Genomic DNA, 20,642 nt, shown 5'->3' with positions numbered 1-20,642 from the left:
TCCCTGTGGGAGAGGGCCGGGGTGAGGGCACCAACCCGCACAAATCAAACCAACCGGTTTTTCGCATCCGCTATCGCCTGCGCTACCTGCTTCGGCGACACGCCGCCTTTCGCAGCACGCTTATCCAGGCAGGACTGCAGCGAAAGAATCGGATACACATCATCGCCGATCGCCGCGCTGAATTTCTGCAGGTCAGCAAGGGCCAGTTCTTCCAGCGGTTTCCCCTGACGAATCGCTTCCACCACCGCTTCACCGACAATATGGTGTGCTTCACGGAACGGTACGCCTTTCGCTACCAGATAATCCGCCAGTTCAGTCGCGTTCGCGTAGCCCTGCTGGGCCGCTTCCTGGCAGCGTGGACGCTTCACCTGAATGCCGTCCAGCACCAGCGCGCCCATATGCAGACAGTCCAGCCAGGTGTCGAGTGCGTCGAACAGACCTTCTTTGTCTTCCTGCATATCTTTGTTGTACGCCAGCGGGAGCCCTTTCAGGGTCATCATCATGCCGGTCAGCGCACCCTGTACACGGCCACACTTACCGCGGATCAGCTCCAGCGCATCCGGGTTTTTCTTCTGCGGCATCAGCGAAGAGCCAGACGTCACACGGTCAGACAGCTCGACGAAGCCCGCTTCGCCAGAGTTAAAGAAGATCAGGTCTTCCGCAAAGCGCGACAGGTGCACCATACCGATAGACGCGTCAGAGAGCAGTTCCAGCACGTGGTCACGATCGGAGACGCTATCCAGGCTGTTGCGGGTAGCAGAGGCAAAGCCCAGCCAACCTGCCAGCTGTTCACGGTCGATTTCATACGCCGTACCGGCCAGCGCGCCGCTGCCCAGCGGGCTGACGTCCAGACGTTTCAGGGTATCCTGCAGACGGCTTTCATCGCGCGCCAGCATCTCAACATAGGCCAGACACCAGTGCGCAAAGGTCACCGGCTGCGCGCGCTGCAGATGAGTATAACCCGGCATCACCGCATCCTGGTTGTTCTGTGCGGTCTCCACCAGCGCGCTCTGCAGCTGACGGTTGGCCGCCAGCAGTTCGCCAACGGTATCTTTACACCACAGCTTCAGGTCGGTGGCGACCTGGTCGTTACGGCTCCGGCCAGTGTGAAGCTTTTTACCCAGCTGGCCGACTTTGTCGATCAGCTTGCCTTCCACCCAGCTATGAATATCTTCGGCATCGCTCTGCAGGATTTGCTGCGGATCCAGACGCACTTCTTCCAGCAGATTGTTGAGCGCCTCTTCCAGCTGCAGCTGTTCCTCTGCGCTCAGTACGCCCACCGTTACCAGCGCTTTGGACCAGGCCACAGAGCCGACGATATCCTGTTCGGCCAGGCGGTAGTCGAAGCGCAAAGAGTCGTTGAACTGTTTGAACCGCTGATCCGCTGCCTGTGTAAAACGCCCACCCCAAAGTGCCATAACATCGTTCCTTTATTCGTTAGTTCCGCCGGGTGGCGCTACGCTTACCCGGCCTACGGTCATTCATTAAAAACTTACGCTAAAATACGTGTGCCAATCGGCGTGCCGTTAAACAGTGCCGGAAGCTGCTCCGCATGACGCCAGGAGGCGATATCCACCGGGCGACCGAGCGTACGTGCGGCATCCAGCGCCGCATTGACTTTGACGATCATCCCGTCGGTAATAATGCCCTGGGCGATCAGCTGTTCGGCTTTTGCCGCAGTCATTTCCGCGATGCGCTGGCCTTTGCCGTCCAGAATACCGCTCACGTCGGAGAGCAGGATCAGATCCGCGCCCAGCGTCGCGGCCAGCGCGGTCGCCGCCTGGTCCGCATTCACGTTCATCAGCGCGCCCTCTTCGGTCACGCCGATAGAGCTCACCACCGGCAGAAAACCGCCTTCCAGCAGCGTGTTTATCAGCTTAGGCGAACCTGGCTGCGCCAGTCCAACATGGCCGAGCTCTTCGTCGAGCTGGGTCACTTTTACGCTATCGCCATCGCCCAGATAGAGGCCAACGGACGCAATATGGTGTTTCTTTGCCCAGGAGAGCAGCGTTTTGTTCGCCGTACCCGCCAGCGCACCAGTGATGATGTCAATCTGATCGGCAGGCGTCACCCGCAGACCGTTTTTCTTTTTCACCGGCAGGTTGAGCCCTTTCATCAGCTCATCCACCACGCAGCCGCCGCCGTGCACAATCACCAGCGGACGTTGGTGTGATTCGCGATAGTTAACCAGCGCGGTAAAAAGACGCTCCAGCGCTTCTTCGCTGTCCAGCAGTACACCACCGAGTTTGATAATTAATGGGTTCATCATCACACCTTAAATAAGAGCCTGCGTTTCCGGGAAACCGAAACGAATATTTGCACATTGCATTGCCTGAGCGGCAGCGCCTTTGAGTAAGTTGTCTTCTGCGGCCACCACGATCAGATGCTCGCCCTGAACGGCAAAGCCGATATCGCAGAACGGCAGACCGACCACATTTTTCAGCGCCGGCACGCCTTTGTCATACAGACGCACCAGCGGTTTATCTGCATACGCCTGCGTGAAGACCGCCTTCACCTGTTCGCTGGTCACACCCGGTTTCAGGCGGCAGGTAATGGTTTCGAGGATCCCACGCGGGAAGCTGCCCAGATGCGGCGTGAAAATCACGTCCGCGCCCAAATGCGTGGTGATTTCAGGGTGATGGCGGTGATTAAACACGCCATACGGCTGAAGGCTCACTTCGCAGAAGCTGTTGGAGATAGCGGCCTTGCGCCCGGCTCCGCTCACGCCGCTGGTGGCGTTGATCACCGGCCACTGGTTCAGATCGAGCAGCCCGGCGTCGATCAGCGGTTTCAAAGAGAGCTGCGCCGCCGTCGGGTAGCAACCCGGAACGGCAATCAAATCCGCTTCTTTCAGCTTGTCTGCACTCCACTCCGCCAGGCCATACACCGCTTTTTCAAGCAGATCCGGATGCTGGTGAGTGAAGCCGTAATATTTTTCGTAAAACGCGCCGTCGTTAACACGGAACGCGCCGGAGAGGTCAAACACCACGCAGCCGGCCGCCAGGAACTGCGGCGCCAGGTCGTGGCTGACCTCATGCGCGGTGGCTAAAAACACGACGTCGACGCCGTCGGTGAACTCGCTGATGTCAGACATGGGTTGCAAAGGGAGATCAACCATGCCCTTAAGTTGCGGATGCAAATCGGAAATTAACTTTCCCGCATCATTGCTTTGCGCTGACACAGTCAAAGCGGTTATGGTCATATGAGGGTGACGATTTACGTAGCTTACAAGCTCTGCGCCCGCATAACCGCTAGCGCCTACAATCAGCGTATTCAACATCGGGTTCCTTTATGCTCAACGATAATGTATTTTTATTCACATTTATTGCATGAATATTGATACTATCACGACCTAAGGTGTGTCAACAATGAAAATGAACTTACCACCATTTATCGAGATTTACCGCGCCCTGATTGCCACACCGTCCATCAGCGCAACGGAAGAAGCACTGGATCAGAGCAATGCGTCTTTAATCAATCTGCTGGCGGGTTGGTTCAGCGATCTTGGCTTTAACGTTGAGGTTCAGCCCGTTCCCGGAACCCGCCACAAATTTAACCTGCTCGCCAGCACCGGAACCGGCGCAGGCGGCCTGCTGCTTGCGGGTCATACCGACACCGTGCCGTTTGATGATGGCCGCTGGACCCGCGACCCGTTTACCCTGACCGAGCATGACAACAAACTCTACGGGCTGGGCACGGCCGACATGAAAGGCTTCTTCGCCTTTATCCTCGACGCGCTGCGTGACGTGGACGTGACAAAACTGAAAAAGCCGCTCTACATCCTGGCAACCGCGGATGAAGAGACCAGCATGGCGGGTGCACGCTACTTCTCGGAAAACACGTCGATTCGCCCGGATTGCGCGATCATCGGTGAGCCAACCTCGTTACAGCCAATCCGTGCGCATAAAGGCCATATCTCTACCGCAGTGCGTGTCCTGGGCCAGTCCGGTCACTCCAGCGATCCGGCGCGCGGCGTCAACGCGATTGAGCTGATGCATGACGCCATCGGGCGCATCATGACCCTGCGCGACGATCTTAAAGAGCGCTATCACTACGACGCGTTCACCGTGCCGTATCCGACCCTGAACCTCGGCAGTCTGCACGGCGGCGATGCCTCCAACCGTATCTGTGCCTGCTGTGAACTGCATATGGATATCCGCCCGCTGCCGGGCATGACGCTGAGCGATCTCGACGGCTTGCTGAATGAAGCGCTGGCCCCGGTCAGCGAGCGCTGGCCGGGCCGCCTGACGGTCTCCGAACTGCATCCGCCGATCCCGGGTTATGAGTGCCCTCCGGATCATCAGCTGGTCGAAGTGGTAGAAAAATTACTCGGTGAAAAAACCGACGTGGTGAACTACTGCACCGAAGCGCCGTTTATTCAGACCCTGTGCCCGACGCTGGTACTCGGCCCTGGCTCCATCAACCAGGCGCACCAGCCGGACGAATATCTGGAAACCCGCTTTATCAAGCCTACTCGCGAGCTGATCACCCAGGTTGTACATCACTTCTGCTGGCATTAATGACCTTTCCCCTCTCTTCCGGGAGGGGAAAATCTCGCGATCTCCGTCACATTCCCATAAGCATCTCTTATCTGACGCAATGCGAATTAAATTTCGTAAATTACCCGCATTTATTCGTTTGCTGAACCGTTTTCGCAGCAATTGACGACGGGGGTTTTACGTGGCTTTATAAAGGGAGATGACAAAATAATGCCCGGATGCGTTTCGTCTGGGCATAAACAAAAATGATGGGGTGACTGGGTTTTTATGAACGAACAATATTCCGCGTTGCGTAGTAATGTCAGTATGCTCGGCAAAGTGCTTGGAGATACCATCAAAGATGCGTTGGGGGAGAACATCCTCGACCGCGTTGAAACCATCCGCAAGCTGTCTAAAGCTTCCCGTGCCGGTAACGAAGCCAGTCGTCAGGAGCTGCTAACCACATTGCAGAACCTCTCTAACGATGAGCTACTGCCCGTTGCACGCGCATTCAGCCAGTTCCTGAACCTGGCAAACACCGCTGAGCAATACCACAGCATTTCGCCAAATGGCGAAGCGGCCAGCAACCCGGAAGTCATTGCCCGCACCCTTCGTAAACTGAAAGAGCAGCCAGACCTTAACGAAGCCACCATCAAAAAAGCGGTAGAGTCGCTTTCGCTGGAGCTGGTGCTGACCGCCCACCCAACCGAAATCACCCGTCGCACCCTGATCCACAAAATGGTGGAAGTGAATAACTGCCTCAAGCAGTTGGATAATAAAGACATTGCCGACTACGAACGTAACCAGCTGATGCGCCGTCTGCGCCAGCTGATTGCCCAGTCCTGGCACACCGATGAAATTCGCAAGCACCGCCCAAGCCCGGTCGACGAAGCCAAATGGGGCTTTGCGGTGGTGGAAAACAGCCTGTGGGAAGGGGTACCTAACTATCTGCGCGAGCTGAACGAGCAGCTGGAAGAGAATCTGGGCTACCGCCTGCCGGTCGACTTTGTTCCGGTCCGTTTCACCTCCTGGATGGGCGGTGACCGCGACGGTAACCCGAACGTCACCGCGGAAATTACCCGTCACGTCCTGCTGCTAAGCCGCTGGAAAGCGACCGACCTGTTCCTGAAAGACATTCAGGTGCTGATCTCCGAACTGTCGATGGTTGAAGCGACGCCGGAACTGCGCGCGCTGGCCGGAGAAGAAGGCGCCAGCGAACCGTACCGTTTCCTGATGAAAAAACTGCGCAGTCAGCTGATGGCCACCCAGGCCTGGCTGGAAGCGCGCCTGAAAGGCCAGCGCCTGCCGAAGCCGGAAGGTCTGCTGAGCCAGAACGAGCAGCTCTGGGAGCCTCTCTACGCCTGTTATAAATCACTGCAGGCCTGTGGAATGGGCATCATCGCCAACGGCGAACTGCTCGATACCCTGCGTCGCGTGAAGTGTTTTGGCGTGCCGCTGGTGCGTATCGACGTGCGTCAGGAGAGTACCCGCCATACCGAAGCCCTGGGCGAGCTGACCCGCTATCTCGGTATCGGCGACTATGAAAGCTGGTCCGAAGCCGACAAACAGGCCTTCCTGATCCGCGAACTAAACTCGAAGCGCCCTCTGCTGCCGCGCAACTGGGAGCCAAGCAACGAAACCCGCGAAGTGCTCAACACCTGTAAAGCGATCGTGGATGCGCCGAAAGGATCGGTGGCCGCCTATGTGATCTCCATGGCGAAAACCCCGTCCGACGTGCTGGCCGTTCACCTTCTGCTGAAAGAAGCCGGTATCGACTATGCCCTGCCGGTCGCTCCGCTGTTTGAAACCCTCGACGACCTGAACAATGCCAACGACGTCATGACCCAGTTGCTGAATATCGACTGGTATCGCGGCTTCATTCAGGGCAAACAGATGGTAATGATTGGCTATTCCGACTCCGCAAAAGATGCGGGCGTGATGGCCGCATCCTGGGCGCAGTATCAGGCGCAGGATGCGCTGATCAAAACCTGCGAGAAAGCCGGTATTGAGTTGACCCTGTTCCACGGACGTGGTGGATCCATTGGCCGCGGTGGCGCGCCTGCGCATGCGGCACTGTTATCGCAGCCGCCGGGAAGCCTGAAAGGCGGCCTGCGCGTGACCGAGCAGGGTGAGATGATCCGCTTCAAATACGGCCTGCCGGAAGTGACCATCAGCAGTCTGTCGCTTTATACCAGTGCCATTCTGGAAGCAAACCTGCTGCCACCGCCGGAGCCAAAAGCCTCCTGGTGCCATATCATGGACGAGCTGTCAGACATTTCCTGCGATTTGTACCGCGGCTACGTGCGTGAAAACAAAGATTTCGTCCCTTACTTCCGCTCAGCTACACCAGAGCAGGAGCTGGGTAAACTGCCGTTGGGTTCACGTCCTGCCAAGCGTCGCCCGACCGGTGGCGTAGAGTCCCTGCGTGCGATTCCGTGGATCTTCGCCTGGACGCAGAACCGTCTGATGCTGCCCGCCTGGCTGGGTGCCGGTGCCGCGCTGCAAAAAGTGGTGGAAGATGGCAAACAGAGCGAGCTGGAAACCATGTGCCGCGACTGGCCGTTCTTCTCTACCCGTCTGGGTATGCTGGAGATGGTCTTCTCGAAAGCGGACCTGTGGCTGGCGGAATACTACGATCAGCGTCTGGTGAAACCTGAACTGTGGGCGCTGGGCAAAGAGCTGCGCGAACTGCTGGAAGGCGACATTAAAGTGGTGCTGGATATCGCCAACGACTCACACCTGATGGCGGACCTGCCGTGGATTGCCGAGTCTATTCAGCTGCGTAACATCTACACCGATCCGCTGAACGTCCTGCAGGCAGAACTGCTGCACCGTTCCCGTCTGGCAGAAGAGGAAGGGAAAGAGCCGGATCCACGCGTTGAACAGGCGCTGATGGTGACGATTGCGGGTGTTGCGGCGGGTATGCGTAACACCGGCTAAAGCTTTATGCCGGGCGGCGCTACGTTTGCACGGGCCAACGACACGTAGGCCGGGTAAGCGTTAGCGCCACCCGGCAATATCCCGGTTCCCACCTCATGTACCACGATATCACGCACATCCTGACGGATCTGATTAACGGCACATTACCCCTGTATCAGGTGCACTTTGTCGCGCCTGCCGGGAAGCATATCCGAACATCACCTTGTCTCTCAGTTAGCCTGGAAACCCGCTGCGAGGTATGCTTTTCCGCATCCGGGTACGTTCCGCTTCATTCTTCAAACTCTCTCAGAATAAGCTTCGGTAAACAGCAGCTGACGCTTCAGCTCCACCGGGGTAATGCCCTTTTACAACAGCAGCAGGTTGCCAGACGAGGTCCCAGAACGGGCGCGTTTCTCCTGCAAACGCTCAATGAGCTGCACATGCAACCGACTGAGCAGGACACGGCCAGGCTGGTGGTATTAAGTCTGCTCAGCCACTGCCGCGATCTGCTTGGCAGCGAGATCCACACTGATAGCCGCAGCCGCGCGCTCTTTGAAGCCATTCGTCTCTTTATTGACGAACATCATGCCTCAGCGCTGACCCGAGATTCCGTTGCCGAGGCGTTTTATATTTCCCCCAACTACCTTTCCCATCTTTTTCAGAAGACCGGGAACGTCGGGTTCAATGAATACCTGACACAAACGCGTCTGGAACACGCGCGCCAGCTGCTCAAGGGATACGATTTAAAAATCAAGGATATTGCAGCGCGCTGCGGATTTATGGACAGCAACTATTTCTGCCGTCTCTTTCGCAAACACACAGAACGTTCCCCTTCCGAATATCGCCGTCAGTATCACAGCCAGTTGACGGCCAAAAACTAGCATTGTGATCGGCATCTCACTTCGTTAAGCACATTACATTTGTCCAGTATTTGGCAAAATTGACCTGTATCTCCAGTCTGCAGCCCCGCTTTATCCTGTCATCAACCTTTCTGACTTAAGGAAAAATAATGGAACTGTACCTGGATACCGCCAACGTGGCGGAAGTAGAACGCCTGGCGCGCATTTTTCCCATCGCGGGCGCCACCACCAACCCGAGCATTATTGCCGCCAGCCGTGAATCCCTCTGGGATGTACTGCCACGCCTGCAAAACGCCATCGGGCCGGAAGGCACGCTGTTTGCGCAGACCCTGAGCCGCGAGGCAGAAGGCATGGTGGCGGAAGCCAAACGTCTGAGTAACGCCATTCCGGGTATCGTGGTGAAAATCCCGGTGACCGAACAGGGGCTTATCGCGATTAAGGCGCTGAAAAAAGAGGGCATCACCACCCTGGGCACCGCCGTGTACAGCGCAGCCCAGGGCTTGCTCGCTGCGCTGGCAGGGGCAAAGTATGTCGCGCCGTATGTCAACCGTGTCGACGCGCAGGGCGGTGACGGCATCCGCATGGTCCAGGAGCTGCAAACCCTGGTGGAACTGCACGCGCCGGACAGTAAAGTGCTGGCCGCCAGCTTCAAAACGCCGCGTCAGGCGCTGGACTGTCTGCTCGCGGGATGTGAGGCAATCACGCTTCCTTTAGATGTAGCGCAACACATGCTCGGCACCCCGGCGGTAGAGTCAGCCATAGAGAAGTTCGAGCAGGACTGGAAAAACGCGTTTGGTAACCTCAACCTCTAAGGGAGAATTGTTATGGACCGTATCATTCAATCGCCGGGGAAATATATCCAGGGCGCGGATGTGCTGACCCGTCTCGGCGACTATCTGAAACCTCTGGCACAGCGCTGGCTGGTCGTCGGTGATAAATTTGTACTGGGTTTTGCCGAAGAGACCTTGCGACAAAGCTTTAAAAAAGCAGAGCTGCATGCCGAAATCGCACCCTTTGGCGGCGAATGTTCACAAAATGAAATCGATCGTCTGAAAAAACTCGCTGACAGTGCCGACTGTATGGCGGTGCTGGGTATCGGTGGTGGTAAAACGCTGGATACCGCCAAAGCGCTGGCTCACTTTATGGACGTGCCCGTTGCGATTGCGCCGACTATCGCTTCTACCGATGCGCCGTGCAGCGCCCTCTCCGTCATTTACACCGACAGCGGCGAGTTCGATCGCTACCTGATGCTGCCGCACAACCCGAACATGGTGATTGTCGATACGAAAGTGGTTGCGGGTGCGCCTGCGCGTCTGCTGGCCGCCGGGATTGGCGATGCGCTGGCGACCTGGTTTGAAGCACGCGCCTGCTCACGCAGCGGCGCGACCACGATGGCCGGCGGTAAATGTACCCAGGCGGCACTGGCGCTCGCCGAGCTGTGCTACAACACACTGGTTGAAGAAGGTGAAAAAGCGATGCTGGCCGCAGAACAGCATGTGGTCACACCAGCGCTGGAACGCATTATCGAAGCCAATACCTATCTCAGCGGTGTAGGTTTTGAGAGCGGCGGTCTGGCAGCGGCACATGCTATTCATAACGGTATGACGGCGGTACCGGACGCACATCATTTCTATCACGGTGAAAAAGTGGCGTTTGGGACGTTGACGCAGCTGGTGCTGGAAAACGCGCCGGTAGAAGAAATAGAGACCGTCGCAGCGCTTTGCCACAGCGTTGGGCTGCCCATTACGCTGGCGCAGCTGAATATCAAAGACGACATTCCGGCCAAAATGCGTCTGATTGCCGAAGCGTCTTGTGCGGAAGGAGAAACCATCCACAACATGCCGGGCGGCGTGTCGCCGGATCAGGTTTACGCGGCACTGCTGGTGGCCGACCAGTATGGACAGCGTTTCCTGCAGGAGTGGGAATAAATAGCATGAATAAAAATCCCCGCATCGGCGGGGATTTTTTTGCCCGTAGGCCGGGTAAGGCGTAGCCGCCACCCGGCTCCATGATTACTTCACGTCAAACCGATCCAGATCCATCACCCTCGCCCATGCTGCAACGAAGTCGCGGACAAACTTCTCATGCGCATCGTCACTGGCGTAAACCTCTGCCAGCGCGCGCAGCACGGCGTTAGAACCAAAGACCAGATCGGCGCGGGTGGCGGTATATTTCACTTCACCACTGGCGCGATCGCTTCCGGCAAACAGCTCATTGGATTCATCGGTCGCCTTCCACTGGGTATTCATGTCCAGCAGGTTCACGAAGAAATCATTGCTCAACACGCCCTCACGGTTAGTGAACACGCCGTTCTTGCTGCCATCAAAGTTTGCACCCAACACGCGTAGTCCCCCGATCAGCACCGTCAGTTCTGGCGCGGTCAGCGTCAGCTGCTGGGCCTTATCAATCAACAGTGACTCCGTCGTGGACACATCCACCTGCGCACGGTAGTTGCGGAAGCCATCGGCAATCGGCTCGAGCAGGTTAAACATCTCGATATCCGTCTGGTCCTGACGCGCATCCACGCGGCCCGGCGTGAACGGTACGGTGACATACACGCCCGCAGCTTTGGCAGCCTGCTCAACACCTACCACGCCCGCCAGCACGATAATATCGGCCAGGGAGGCTTTGTTGGTGGTGCGCTGGATAGCTTCCAGCGCCGGCAGTGCGCGAACCGCTGCGGCGTTCACGTCCCAGTCACGCTGAGGGGCCAACGCCAGACGCGCGCCGTTGGCGCCGCCACGCTTATCGCCACCGCGGAAGGTTGAGGCTGACGCCCAGGCAACAGAAACCAGTTCGCTGACAGACAGGCCGGACGCGGCAATTTCCGCCTTCAGGCTTTCAATGTCTTCTTTGGTCGGATTGAATACCGCCTCCGGCAGCGGATCTTGCCAGATCAGATCTTCTTTCGGCACTTCCGGACCAAGGTAACGCGATTTTGGCCCCATATCGCGGTGAGTCAGTTTGAACCACGCGCGCGCGAAGGCTTCGTTGAAAGCCTGCGGATCGTTCAGGAAACGGCGAGAAATCTTTTCGAATTCCGGGTCAAAACGCAGCGTCAGGTCGGTAACCAGCATCGTTGGCTTACGTTTTTTCGACGGGTCGAACGGGTCAGGCATGATTTCCGGTGCATCCACGGCTTCAAACTGAATCGCGCCTGCCGGGCTGCGGGTCTGTACCCATTCGTATTTGAACAGGTTCTCGAAGAAGTAGTTGCTCCACTGGGTCGGCGTTTGGGACCAGATGACTTCCAGACCGGAGGTGATGGCGTCAGCGCCAACACCTGTGCCATGCGTGCTGGCCCAGCCAAGACCCTGCGCTTCAATCGGTGAGGCTTCCGGGTCGGTACCCACGTGGGTGGCTTCACCTGCGCCGTGGGTTTTACCGAGTGTGTGGCCGCCCGCAATCAGCGCGACGGTCTCTTCATCGTTCATCCCCATGTTGCCGAAGGTTGCGCGGATCGCCGCTGCCGCTGACAGCGGTTCGCCACTGGCGTTTGGCCCTTCCGGGTTAACGTAAATCAGCCCCATTTCGGTGGCAGCCAGAGGGCGCTTCGCCAGCGCTTCCGGATCGCGGTGGGTCAGCCAGGCTTTTTCATCACCCCAGTTCACGTCCAGATCCGGTTCCCAGACATCTTCACGCCCGGCACCAAAACCAAAGGTGCGGAAGCCGGAGTTCTCCAGCGCCACGTTACCCGCGAGGATGAACAGGTCAGCCCAGGAAATTTTTTGTCCGTATTTTTTCTTGATGGGCCACAGCAGACGGCGCGCTTTATCCAGGCTAACGTTATCCGGCCAGGAGTTCAGTGGCGCAAAGCGCTGTTGACCGCGTCCTGCCCCACCGCGCCCGTCAACGGAGCGATAGGTACCCGCACCATGCCAGGCCATACGGATAAACAGGCCCGCATAGCTGCCCCAGTCGGCAGGCCACCACGGTTGAGAGTCGGTTAAAAGTGCTTTGAGGTCGCCTTTCAGGGCAGAGTAATCAAGCTTGCTGAATTCTTTGCGGTAGTCGAAGTCTTCACCCAGAGGGTTAGAACGGTTGGAATGTTGGTTAAGAAGATCGATGCGGAGTTGTTTTGGCCACCAGTCACGGCTGCCTGTACCTGCCCCCGCGCTGTGATCGACGCCGCCCTGATGGAACGGGCATTTGCCGACTGATGCCGCTTTATTGGAATCGTCTGACGTGCTCATCGCTATGCTCCCTTTTACAGTGTTACCGTTACGATATACACCACTAGCAATAAGATATAGTTGAATTAATCCACAGATTCGATAGCTAATACCTTTTAACTTTTCACGCGACTAAAAAAGCCCTCATGATATGAGGGCTTTATGTTTATTATGCCGGGCGAACACCGAGCGTATGACAAATGGCGTAGCTCATCTCCGCGCGGTTCAGGGTATAGAAATGGAAGTCTTTCACCCCTTCGCGGCTTAAGATCTTCACCATATCCATCGCGATATTGGCACCCACCAGCTTGCGGGTTTCCGGATCATCGTCCAGCCCTTCGTACATTTTGGACATCCACAGCGGGATGCGCACGTTGGTCATATCGGCAAACTTCTTCGCCTGTTTGAAATTAGAGACCGGCAAAATGCCCGGGATAATTTCAACGTCGATGCCCGCGGAGACGCAGCGGTCGCGAAAGCGCAGGTAGCTTTCCACATCAAAGAAGAACTGCGTAATGGCACGGTTTGCCCCGGCATCCACTTTACGCTTCAGGTTAAGCAGATCGGCCTGGGCGCTTTTCGCTTCCGGGTGTACTTCAGGATAAGCGGCAACGGAGATATCAAAGTCCGCGACATCTTTCAGAAGAGCGACCAGATCCGCCGCATACATTTCCGGCTTACCGCTACCCGGCGGCAGGTCGCCACGCAGGGCGACGATATGACGAATGCCGTTGTTCCAGTAGTCCTGAGCGATGGCACGCAGCTCGTCGCGGGTCGCGTCAATACAGGTGAGGTGCGGCGCCGCCTCCAGACCGGTACGATCTTTAATGCCTTTAATGATGCTGTGCGTGCGGTCACGCTCACCGGAGTTCGCGCCGTAGGTCACCGAGACAAACTTCGGTTTCAGGCTGCTGAGACGATCGATAGAGCTCCACAGGGTTTGCTCCATTTCACTGGTGCGCGGCGGGAAAAATTCAAAAGAGACGTTAATCTGGCCGTTTACTTCGGCCAGGCTCTGATTCAGTGCTTCCCGCTGGTTGGCGTGAAAAAAGCTCATACCTTACCTCTATCAATCGCTTGTCATTGTCTGTTGTGTTGTGAACTTCTATACGTTTAGACGTCCAGATGTAAAAATGACGGAAAAGCGCAGGGACGTCAACATAAATAATCAACAATAACGGTGAGGTTTGCTCAGGGAAGATGAAGGAAATTCACGATGAGGGGGAAAAGACCGCACCGGGCAGTCCCCTCTCCCTTTGGGGAGAGGGTTAGGGTGAGGGGGTTACAGCAGCTTAGCCAGACGATTGATGTCGGACTGGATTGCCCCGGCGGTCACATCACGCCCCGCGCCAGGACCGCGGATCACCAGCGGGTTATCGCGGTACCAGCGGCTTTCGATGGCAAAGACGTTATCGCACGGTAGCAGCGCCGCCAGCGGATGTTCAGGACGCACCGCCTCGACACCGACACGCGCTTTTCCATTCGCCTCGAAACGCGCTACGTAACGCAGCACCAGCCCCATCTCGTTCGCCGCTTCCAGACGCTGTACCATCTGCTCGTTAAGCTCTTCACCATTCTCAAAGAAATGATCCACCGAGCCCTCCTCACAGCCAGCAGGCACCAGTGACTCGACGCGGACGGAATCCGGCTCAATGTCATAACCGGCTTCACGCGCCAGGATCACCAGCTTACGCATGACGTCTTTACCGGAGAGGTCAACGCGCGGATCGGGTTCCGTTAAGCCCTGCTGCCACGCCTGATCCACCAGGTCAGTGAACGGCACGGTGCCGTCAAACTGCAGGAACAGCCAGGAGAGCGTGCCGGAGAAGATACCGCTCAGCGCCAGAATGCTGTCACCGCTTTCAATCAGGTCACGTACCGTGTGGTTAACCGGCAGGCCAGCTCCAACCGTGGCGTTGTAGAGCCAGTGGCGTCCTGTTTTTTCAAACGCGTCGTGGATTTGACGGTATTTATCGGTACTGCTTGCCCCTGCCAGTTTGTTCGCACTGATAACGTGGAAGCCGTGGCTGGCAAAATCAAGATACTGATCGGCAAGCTGTTCACTGGCGGTAACGTCCAGCACCACCAGATCGTCATACGGGTGCGCGCGCATCCACAGGAACAGCGACTCTTCATCCTGCTCGACGGCTTCGTCATTAAAGAAGGCAAGCGCACGGCTGGCATCCAGCCCCTCGTAGTTCAGCAGGCTGCGGCGGCTGTCCACGACGCCTGCGAGAATGAATTCAAAGCCGGTACGCGCCGAGAGCGTGACCTGCTCGCGGGCAAACAGCTCCAGCCAGCGGGAACCGATGTTGCCTTTACCAAACAGCACCAGGCCGATGCGTTTTTCGGCGCGGAACAGAGAGGTATGGAGGCCCTGAATCAGGCTTTCGGTAGGACCTTTGCGCAGGACGGCGACCAGGCTAATGCCCTCTTCCGACTGCCAGGTAAATTCCACCGGCTGGCCTTTCAGCTGCTGCCAGAAGCGGTGGCAGTGCAGCGGGTTACGGGTGACGCCAGCCCCCACCATCGCCACCATTGCCAGTCCCTGACGCAGGCGAAGCTCGCCCGGCAGACCCGCTTCATCGAGGATTTTCAGGGCGCTGTCCGCCACTTCAGCGGTGTAGCAGAACTGCAGCAGCTGGCGGTCATTGTGAACCCCCACGGCCAGCGGGCGTACCTGAGCACGCTTTAACACCAGGTCGATCTCTTTATGCGCCAGTTTGAAGTCCTGACCCGCCGGCACCTGGAACTCAATCAGACAGATGTCGTCATGGCTGGTGACGATACGCGCGCCGGTACCGGACGCCAGCACGCGCTCAATGCGCGTGGAGCCTTGATCTGGGGTGTAACTGCAGCGCAGCTGCAGGTCGATATCGCTACCGGAAACCGGCTGCAGCGTACGGGTGTGCAGCACGGGTGCGGCCAGACGGGCCAGCTCGCTGGCTTCATCCAGACGCAGCAGCGGCAGCAGGCAGGCATCTTTCACTTTACGCGGGTCCGCGCTGTAAACACCCGCCACGTCGCTCCAGATGGTGACGCGAGAGACGCCCGCCAGGGCGCCAATCTGCGTTGCCGAGTAGTCGGAGCCGTTACGGCCAAGCAGTACGGTTTCGCCCGCACTGCTGCGGCTGATAAAGCCAGTCACCACAATCCGTTTGCCCGGGTGCTGCACCAGCAGCTGTTGCAGCAGCGGGTAGGACAAGCCTTCATCCACCTGCGGCTGTGCGGCGCGTTCAGCGCGCAGGAAATCGCGCGCGTCGAGCCAGGCGGCGTCCACCCCCAGATGTTGCAGCACAGCGGCCATCAGACGCGCGGACCACACTTCACCGTGGCCCACCACTTCAGCATACACCGCATCGGTAATACCGCTGTCGAGCAGCGCAGCCAGACGCTCAAGGTCATGGGTAAAGGCGCTGATCAGCCCATCAGCCACGTCCGCAGGCAGCAGGCCGGCAATCAACTCGCTCTGATAACGACGTAAGGACTGTTGCACCTGATGCGCAGAAAGGCGATCGGTCTGGCTCAGTTTCAGCCAGCTAATCAACTGGTTGGTGGTGCTGCCTGCCGCAGAGACAACCATCATGTCCCCCGGCTGCGAATACTCGGTCATGATCCCTGCGACACGCAGATAACATTTCACATCAGCAAGACTACTACCACCAAACTTGTGCAGCTGACGACCCTTCGCCCCTGCCTGCGCTATCACACTCATGATTACCCCTTGGCTGCGACCCGGAAGCCATTTTCCAGATCGGCAATTAAATCTTCAGAATCTTCAATACCGGTTGAGATCCGCAGCAGCGTCTCAGAAATCCCGGCGGCGGCACGTGCTTCGGGTGCCATACCTGCGTGCGTCATGGTCGCGGCGTGGGAGATCAAGCTTTCAACCCCACCTAAGGATTCCGCCAGCGTAAACAATGACAGCCCGCTCAGGAAGCGACGCAGCGTTTGCTCGTCACCGTCCAGTTCAAAACTTAACATCGCGCCAAACCCTTTCTGCTGACGCGCGGCAATCTCATGCCCCTGGTTTTCAGGCAGCGACGGGTGATAGAGCTTCTTCACCAGCGGCTGTGTTTTCAGGAAATCGACAATCGCCTGGGCATTGCGCTGCGCCACCTCCATACGCGGCGACAGCGTGCGAATGCCGCGTAACAGCAGATAACTGTCGAAAGCCCCGGCGGTGACGCCAATGTTATTCGCCCACCATGCCAGTTCGGTGACAACATCAGGATCTTTAGCAATCACCACGCCCGCGACCACGTCAGAATGGCCGTTCAGATATTTTGTGCATGAATGCAATACCAGATCGGCACCCAGTGCGAGTGGGTTCTGAAGGGCCGGACTGAGGAAGGTATTATCCACTACACTTATCGCTCCCGCATCCCTTGCGAGCTGACAAATTTTCGCAATATCGACAACGCGCAACAATGGATTGCTTGGACTTTCCACCAGCACCAGCTTCGGTTTCTCTGCCAGCGCCTGTTTCAGCGCCTGTTCGTCGTTTTGATCGACAAACAGCACGCGATAGCAGCCGCGTTTCGCCAGGCTATCAAACAGACGATAGCTGCCGCCGTAGCAATCGTGCGGCGCCACCAGCAGATCGCCCGGTTTCAGGAACACGGTGGTGACCAGATGAATGGCGGACATCCCGGTATTGGTTAATACTGCCCCTGCGCCACCTTCCAGTTCCGCCAGCGCGCGCTGGGTCACGTCACGCGTAGGGTTGCCACGACGCGAGTAATCATGCGCGCGGGGTTCATTAAATCCGGTGAAATTATAGGTACTGGAAAGATGAATGGGCGGGACAACGCAGCCGTACTGCTCGTCATCATTTAATCCGCTACGCACTGCGATAGTGGCCTGTTTACGCGTCATGGTGAGGGCTTCCTGGCGAATGAGGTGAAAAATCAGGCACCAGAGTAAACACTGAAAGTATGGACGTCAATACATCTGGACATCTAAACTTCTTTGCGTATAGATTGAGCAATGCGCAAATAGCCGTTAAAATTATATGCTTTAGTGCACGCTGCAGCGGCAATATCCGTGCCACGGTATCGTCTCTACGGTAAACTAGGCAAGATTGCGGTTCAAAACGGGTGGTTACAGGTTTTGCACCTTTAGATAAATGACTGAGAGGATTAAAGGTATCTCATGGCTGAATGGAGCGGCGAATATATCAGCCCATACGCTGAGCACGGTAAGAAGAGTGAGCAAGTAAAGAAAATTACGGTTTCCATTCCTCTGAAGGTGTTGAAGATCCTCACCGATGAACGTACGCGTCGTCAGGTGAACAACCTGCGCCACGCAACCAACAGCGAACTGCTGTGCGAAGCGTTTCTGCATGCGTTTACCGGTCAACCGTTGCCGAACGATGACGATCTGCGCAAAGAGCGTAGTGACGAAATCCCGGAAGAGGCGAAGGTGATCATGCGTGAACTGGGTATTGACCCGGAGACGTGGGAATACTGAGAAGCGGATACAAAAAAGGCACCTTGCGGTGCCTTTTTTTCGGGAAACTTATTTAGCGCCCGGGATGCTGAAACGCTTGTTGAAGCGGTCAACACGGCCACCGGTTGCAACATCACGCTGCTTACCAGTGTAGAACGGGTGGCATTTGCCGCACACGTCCAGGTTCAGATCGTGACCCACGGTAGAGCGGATCTGGATAGAGTTACCGCAAGAGCAGTTTGCAGTAATCATTTCGTATTTCGGGTGAATATCTTTTTTCATGGGAGAACCTCAGTTAAGGCCGCGTCGCTCTTCCAGCCCTAACGCCAGACACCACGCGATGTTGATTGTAAGTTCTTTGGCGTAAAGTACACCAAAGGCGGCGAATCATACAGAATTTGACCAACGTATGCAAACTGATCCGCACGCCGCTTTCACTAATGTGTATACTAACGCGCCACTTTTCAAGTCAGGAAGATTCGATGCCCGTCGCTCACGTTGCCCTGCCCGTTCCGCTTCCCCGCACCTTTGACTACCTGCTGCCTGACAGCATGAGCGCAAAAGCGGGCTGTCGCGTGACCGTGCCGTTCGGCAAACAGCAGCGTGTGGGGATCGTCGTCTCCGTCAGCGATAAAAGCGAATTACCGCTTAACGAACTGAAATCGATTGTTGAAGTGCTGGACAACGAGCCGGTTTACTCCATCAGCACCTGGCGACTGCTGCTGTGGGCGGCGGATTATTATCATCACCCGATTGGCGACGTTCTGTTCCACGCCCTGCCGATCATGCTGCGCCAGGGCAAGAGCGCCAGCCATGCGCCAATGTGGTACTGGTTTGCGACCGAGCAGGGCCAGGCGGTGGATATCAACAGCCTGAAGCGCTCGCAGAAACAGCAGCAGGCGCTGGCGGCCCTTCGTCAGGGAAAAATCTGGCGTCACCAGGTTGATGAGCTCGAGGTCAGCGAAACGGCGCTACAGGCCTTAAGAAAGAAAGGGCTGAGCGAACTGGCAAGCGAAGCACCTGCCCTGTACGACTGGCGGGAGCGTTTCTCCGTTTCAGGGGATCGCCTGCGTCTGAATACCGAGCAGGCCACCGCCGTCGGCGCGATCCATAGCGCCTCCGACCATTTCTCTGCCTGGCTGCTGGCGGGGGTCACCGGCTCCGGCAAGACCGAAGTCTACCTGAGCGTGCTGGAAAACGTGCTCGCTCAGGGCAAGCAGGCGCTGGTGATGGTGCCAGAAATTGGCCTGACGCCGCAAACCATCGCCCGCTTTCGCGAACGCTTCAATGCGCCGGTTGAAGTGCTGCACTCCGGTCTGAACGACAGCGAACGGCTCAGCGCCTGGCTGAAAGCGAAGAACGGCGAAGCGGCGATTGTCATCGGCACCCGCTCGTCGCTGTTTACGCCGTTTAAAAACCTTGGCGTTATCGTGATCGACGAAGAGCACGACAGCTCCTATAAACAGCAGGAAGGCTGGCGCTATCACGCCCGCGATCTGGCTGTTTATCGCGCCCACAGCGAGCAAATCCCCATTATTCTCGGCTCCGCCACGCCTGCGCTCGAAACGCTGCACAACGTGTGCCAGCGTAAATACCATATGCTGCGCCTGACGCGCCGCGCGGGGAATGCCCGTCCGGCCATTCAGCATGTGCTGGATCTGAAAGGTCAGCAGGTGCAGGCAGGGTTAGCGCCCGCGCTTATTACCCGCATGCGCCAGCATTTGCAGGCGGGGAACCAGGTCATTCTGTTCCTTAACCGACGCGGGTTTGCCCCCGCCCTGCTGTGCCACGACTGCGGCTGGATTGCCGAGTGCCCGCGCTGTGACCATTACTACACCTTCCACCAGGCCCAGCGTCATTTGCGCTGCCACCACTGCGACAGCCAGCGCCCGGTGCCGCGCCAGTGCCCCTCGTGCGGGTCTACGCATATTGTGCCGGTTGGTCTGGGGACGGAGCAGCTGGAACAGGCTCTGGCCCCCTTCTTCCCGGATGTGCCCATTTCCCGTATCGACAGAGATACCACCAGCCGCAAAGGGGCGCTGGAACAGCAGCTGGCGGAAGTGCATCGCGGAGGCGCACGCATACTGATTGGCACCCAAATGCTAGCCAAAGGCCATCACTTTCCGGACGTGACGCTGGTCGCCCTGCTGGATGTGGACGGCGCGCTGTTCTCTGCCGATTTCCGCTCAGCCGAGCGTTTTGCCCAGCTCTATACCCAGGTGGCGGGACGAGCGGGGCGCGCCGGCAAGCAGGGAGAAGTCGTTCTGCAAACGCACCACCCGGAGCACCCGTTGCTGCAAACCCTGTTGCACAAAGGCTATGACGCCTTCGCCGAGCAGGCGCTGGCCGAACGCCAGACCATGCAGCTTCCCCCGTGGACCAGCCACGTTATCATCCGCGCGGAAGACCATAACAACCAGCAGGCGCCGCTTTTCCTGCAGCAGCTGAGAAACCTCCTGCAGGCCAGCCCGCTGGTGGATAATCAACTGTGGATTTTAGGTCCGGTTCCGGCGCTGGCCCCCAAGCGCGGGGGACGTTTTCGCTGGCAAATTTTGCTCCAGCACCCCTCGCGGGTTCGTCTTCAGCATATCGTCAGCGGCGCGCTGGTGCTGATTAACACCCTGCCCGAAGCGCGAAAAGTGAAGTGGGTTCTGGATGTCGATCCCATCGAAGGCTGAAGGCGGATCGAAAAATTTAACGCTCTCACACTTTTTATGAAAATTCTGTAACCGATTCCATTAACTATCTGTAAAAATGGTGAC

Annotated in this window: 15 protein-coding genes; 7 read left to right on the top strand and 8 right to left on the bottom strand. The window is 57.3% G+C overall.

All coding sequences use genetic code 11. From position 1 onward, the window contains the following. Window positions 1–44: 44 nt before the first annotated feature. The 3 genes from argH to argC form a co-directional block, all read right to left on the bottom strand. A complete protein-coding gene (gene argH, locus C5687_RS14690) occupies window positions 45–1,418 on the bottom strand; it encodes an argininosuccinate lyase (RefSeq protein ID WP_047959709.1) in 1,374 nt (457 codons plus the stop codon). A 74-nt stretch (window positions 1,419–1,492) separates the two neighbouring features. Beyond that, window positions 1,493–2,269: an acetylglutamate kinase gene (gene argB, locus C5687_RS14685; RefSeq protein ID WP_094919457.1), complete on the bottom strand. Its 777-nt coding sequence runs from the start codon at window positions 2,267–2,269 to the stop codon at window positions 1,493–1,495. Window positions 2,270–2,275: 6 nt separating this feature from the next. Next, the gene (gene argC / locus C5687_RS14680) at window positions 2,276–3,280 is read right to left on the bottom strand and encodes an N-acetyl-gamma-glutamyl-phosphate reductase (RefSeq protein ID WP_095450646.1); all 1,005 of its coding nucleotides are present in this window, start codon (window positions 3,278–3,280) and stop codon (window positions 2,276–2,278) included. 88 nt (window positions 3,281–3,368) lie between these two features. On the opposite strand from argC, the gene argE reads away from it, so the two are divergent. From argE to gldA, 5 genes are all read left to right on the top strand, one after another. Then, on the top strand, window positions 3,369–4,520 hold the full coding sequence (gene argE / locus C5687_RS14675; RefSeq protein WP_025758843.1) for an acetylornithine deacetylase: 1,152 nt from the start codon (window positions 3,369–3,371) through the stop codon (window positions 4,518–4,520). Window positions 4,521–4,766: 246 nt separating this feature from the next. Further along, the gene (gene ppc / locus C5687_RS14670) at window positions 4,767–7,418 is read left to right on the top strand and encodes a phosphoenolpyruvate carboxylase (protein ID WP_025758842.1); all 2,652 of its coding nucleotides are present in this window, start codon (window positions 4,767–4,769) and stop codon (window positions 7,416–7,418) included. A 95-nt stretch (window positions 7,419–7,513) separates the two neighbouring features. Beyond that, on the top strand, window positions 7,514–8,278 hold the full coding sequence (locus C5687_RS14665) for a helix-turn-helix transcriptional regulator (protein ID WP_094919454.1): 765 nt from the start codon (window positions 7,514–7,516) through the stop codon (window positions 8,276–8,278). Between the two features lie 128 nt (window positions 8,279–8,406). Next, window positions 8,407–9,069 (top strand): fructose-6-phosphate aldolase, encoded by a 663-nt coding sequence (gene fsa, locus C5687_RS14660; protein ID WP_104557203.1) that lies wholly within the window; start codon window positions 8,407–8,409, stop codon window positions 9,067–9,069. 12 nt (window positions 9,070–9,081) lie between these two features. Continuing rightward, a complete protein-coding gene (gene gldA / locus C5687_RS14655) occupies window positions 9,082–10,185 on the top strand; it encodes a bifunctional L-1,2-propanediol dehydrogenase/glycerol dehydrogenase (RefSeq protein ID WP_104557202.1) in 1,104 nt (367 codons plus the stop codon). Window positions 10,186–10,269: 84 nt separating this feature from the next. Here gldA and katG read toward each other — a convergent pair whose 3' ends face one another. The 4 genes from katG to metB all read right to left on the bottom strand — a co-directional run bounded on the left by katG (window position 10,270) and on the right by metB (window position 17,307). Further along, window positions 10,270–12,450 (bottom strand): catalase/peroxidase HPI, encoded by a 2,181-nt coding sequence (gene katG / locus C5687_RS14650; protein WP_025758836.1) that lies wholly within the window; start codon window positions 12,448–12,450, stop codon window positions 10,270–10,272. A gap of 148 nt (window positions 12,451–12,598) precedes the next feature. After that, complete coding sequence (metF, locus tag C5687_RS14645) at window positions 12,599–13,486, bottom strand: methylenetetrahydrofolate reductase (RefSeq protein WP_023331596.1); 888 nt, start codon at window positions 13,484–13,486, stop codon at window positions 12,599–12,601. A 225-nt stretch (window positions 13,487–13,711) separates the two neighbouring features. Further along, window positions 13,712–16,144: a bifunctional aspartate kinase/homoserine dehydrogenase II gene (locus C5687_RS14640; RefSeq protein ID WP_047959715.1), complete on the bottom strand. Its 2,433-nt coding sequence runs from the start codon at window positions 16,142–16,144 to the stop codon at window positions 13,712–13,714. A 2-nt stretch (window positions 16,145–16,146) separates the two neighbouring features. Then, the gene (metB, locus tag C5687_RS14635) at window positions 16,147–17,307 is read right to left on the bottom strand and encodes a cystathionine gamma-synthase (protein WP_014885697.1); all 1,161 of its coding nucleotides are present in this window, start codon (window positions 17,305–17,307) and stop codon (window positions 16,147–16,149) included. A 276-nt stretch (window positions 17,308–17,583) separates the two neighbouring features. Between metB and metJ the strand changes: the two genes are divergently transcribed. Next, a complete protein-coding gene (gene metJ, locus C5687_RS14630) occupies window positions 17,584–17,901 on the top strand; it encodes a met regulon transcriptional regulator MetJ (protein WP_003862042.1) in 318 nt (105 codons plus the stop codon). Window positions 17,902–17,949: 48 nt separating this feature from the next. Here metJ and rpmE read toward each other — a convergent pair whose 3' ends face one another. Then, a complete protein-coding gene (gene rpmE, locus C5687_RS14625) occupies window positions 17,950–18,162 on the bottom strand; it encodes a 50S ribosomal protein L31 (RefSeq protein WP_003862040.1) in 213 nt (70 codons plus the stop codon). Between the two features lie 200 nt (window positions 18,163–18,362). On the opposite strand from rpmE, the gene priA reads away from it, so the two are divergent. Continuing rightward, window positions 18,363–20,558: a primosomal protein N' gene (gene priA, locus C5687_RS14620; RefSeq protein ID WP_104557201.1), complete on the top strand. Its 2,196-nt coding sequence runs from the start codon at window positions 18,363–18,365 to the stop codon at window positions 20,556–20,558. Window positions 20,559–20,642: the final 84 nt, after the last annotated feature.

The sequence above is a fragment of the Enterobacter sichuanensis genome, assembly GCF_002939185.1.
GTDB lineage: Bacteria > Pseudomonadota > Gammaproteobacteria > Enterobacterales > Enterobacteriaceae > Enterobacter > Enterobacter sichuanensis.
Note: the sequence above shows the minus strand (reverse complement) of the source record. Positions and strands in the feature narration are given on the sequence as shown.

Bases quoted from the DNA above. Each gene is read 5' to 3' on its own strand.
- argH (WP_047959709.1), bottom strand. From the start codon at position 1,418: ATGGCACTTTGGGGTGGGCGTTTTACACAGGCAGCGGATCAGCGGTTC.
- argB (WP_094919457.1), bottom strand. From the start codon at position 2,269: ATGATGAACCCATTAATTATCAAACTCGGTGGTGTACTGCTGGACAGC.
- argC (WP_095450646.1), bottom strand. From the start codon at position 3,280: ATGTTGAATACGCTGATTGTAGGCGCTAGCGGTTATGCGGGCGCAGAG.
- argE (WP_025758843.1), top strand. From the start codon at position 3,369: ATGAAAATGAACTTACCACCATTTATCGAGATTTACCGCGCCCTGATT.
- ppc (WP_025758842.1), top strand. From the start codon at position 4,767: ATGAACGAACAATATTCCGCGTTGCGTAGTAATGTCAGTATGCTCGGC.
- C5687_RS14665 (WP_094919454.1), top strand. From the start codon at position 7,514: ATGTACCACGATATCACGCACATCCTGACGGATCTGATTAACGGCACA.
- fsa (WP_104557203.1), top strand. From the start codon at position 8,407: ATGGAACTGTACCTGGATACCGCCAACGTGGCGGAAGTAGAACGCCTG.
- gldA (WP_104557202.1), top strand. From the start codon at position 9,082: ATGGACCGTATCATTCAATCGCCGGGGAAATATATCCAGGGCGCGGAT.
- katG (WP_025758836.1), bottom strand. From the start codon at position 12,450: ATGAGCACGTCAGACGATTCCAATAAAGCGGCATCAGTCGGCAAATGC.
- metF (WP_023331596.1), bottom strand. From the start codon at position 13,486: ATGAGCTTTTTTCACGCCAACCAGCGGGAAGCACTGAATCAGAGCCTG.
- C5687_RS14640 (WP_047959715.1), bottom strand. From the start codon at position 16,144: ATGAGTGTGATAGCGCAGGCAGGGGCGAAGGGTCGTCAGCTGCACAAG.
- metB (WP_014885697.1), bottom strand. From the start codon at position 17,307: ATGACGCGTAAACAGGCCACTATCGCAGTGCGTAGCGGATTAAATGAT.
- metJ (WP_003862042.1), top strand. From the start codon at position 17,584: ATGGCTGAATGGAGCGGCGAATATATCAGCCCATACGCTGAGCACGGT.
- rpmE (WP_003862040.1), bottom strand. From the start codon at position 18,162: ATGAAAAAAGATATTCACCCGAAATACGAAATGATTACTGCAAACTGC.
- priA (WP_104557201.1), top strand. From the start codon at position 18,363: ATGCCCGTCGCTCACGTTGCCCTGCCCGTTCCGCTTCCCCGCACCTTT.